2 protein-coding genes are annotated in these 1,308 nt (G+C 70.7%); both read right to left on the bottom strand.

Going from position 1 to position 1,308, the window contains the following annotated elements:
* Positions 1-363, bottom strand: a 363-nt coding sequence (locus AC27VN_RS41680; protein ID WP_490880542.1) for an SWIM zinc finger family protein, incomplete at its 3' end; no start/stop codon positions are given.
* A partial coding sequence (locus AC27VN_RS41675) for a vWA domain-containing protein (RefSeq protein WP_490880541.1) occupies positions 360-1,308 on the bottom strand: 949 nt, incomplete at its 5' end. The genes AC27VN_RS41675 and AC27VN_RS41680, both read right to left, overlap by 4 nt.

Below are 1,308 nucleotides of genomic sequence, written 5' to 3'. Positions count from 1 at the left end.
GAAATGGGCCGGGCTCCATTCGCCGCCCGCGGCCGAGGCGTCGACCTCGTCCTCCGCCGGCGTGGCCGAGGGCGCGGCGCTGGCCGCCTGCGCCTGGTAGGCCAGCACCAGCATCACGCGATGCCGGCACATGCCGCTGGCCGGACAGCTGCACTGCGCATCGCGCAGGGTGCGGCCCGGCGGCAGGCTGGTGCGCACGCCGTCGTCGAAGCGCGCGCTCACCGTGCCGTCGGCGGCGGTCTCGAGCAGCGGCAGCAGGCCGGCCGCCACGTCCTTCTGCGCGCGCTTCACGAAGCCCGCATTGGCGAGCGCGGTCAGTGCCTCGGGCGTGAGTTCGAGCAGGTCGCCGCGCGCCGCCGTCATGCCTGCACCTTCTCGGCCAGCCAGCCCGCGAGCTGGCCCGGCGTCATGGCGCCGATCTGCGCGCCCTCGCGCACCAGCCGCGCGGCCATCTCGCGGTCGTAGCTGGGCTCGGCCTTCGCATCGAGCGCGGCCAGGCCCAGCACCTTGGCGCCGGCCTCCACCAGCGCCTTCACGCGGCGCACCAGCTCGTAGGGACTGCCGCCTTCGTAGAAGTCGCTGACCAGCACCACGATGGTCTTCGCGGGATTGGCCACCAGCGACTGCGCATAGGCCACGGCCTTCGCGATGTCGGTGCCGCCACCGAGTTGCACCTTCATCAGCAGCTCGACCGGGTCCGACACGTCGGCCGTGAGGTCGACCACCGCGGTGTCGAAGGCCACCAGCCGCGTGCGCATGCCCGGCAGCTGCCAGAGGCAGGCGGCCATCACCGCGCTGTGGATCACCGAGTCGACCATCGAGCCGCTCTGGTCGATCAGCAGGATGATGTCCCAGGGTTCGGCATGGCGCTTGGTGCGACTGATGAACACCGGCCGCTCCACGTAGAGCTTGCGCTGCTGCGGGTCGTAGCGGTGCAGGTTGGCCGCCAGCGTCTGCTTGAAGTCGAAGTTGCGCGCCACCTTCATGCGCGAACGCCGGCGCCGGTCGCGGCTGCCGCTGAAGGCCTGCCGCACCTCGGTCGCGAGCTTCTCCATGATGCGCCGCACCACCTCGGCCACCAGCTTGCGCGCGGCCGCGAGCACCTCGGGGTTCATCAGGTGCTTGGTGTGCAGCACCGCGCGCAGCAGCGATTCCGAAGGCTCGATGCGCTCGAGCACCTCGAGATTGGTCACCACCTCGTCGATGCCGTATCGCTCCACCGCGTCCTGCTCGAGCCGCTCGATCACTTCCTTGGGAAACAGCGTGTGGATGGTGTTGATCCAGTCGGGCGTGCTGAGCGCCGAGGGC

Source organism: Variovorax sp. 20P10.2.4 (assembly GCF_058244205.1).
The sequence above is the reverse complement of the archived record's forward strand: the minus strand, read 5'-3'. Positions and strand labels throughout refer to the sequence as shown.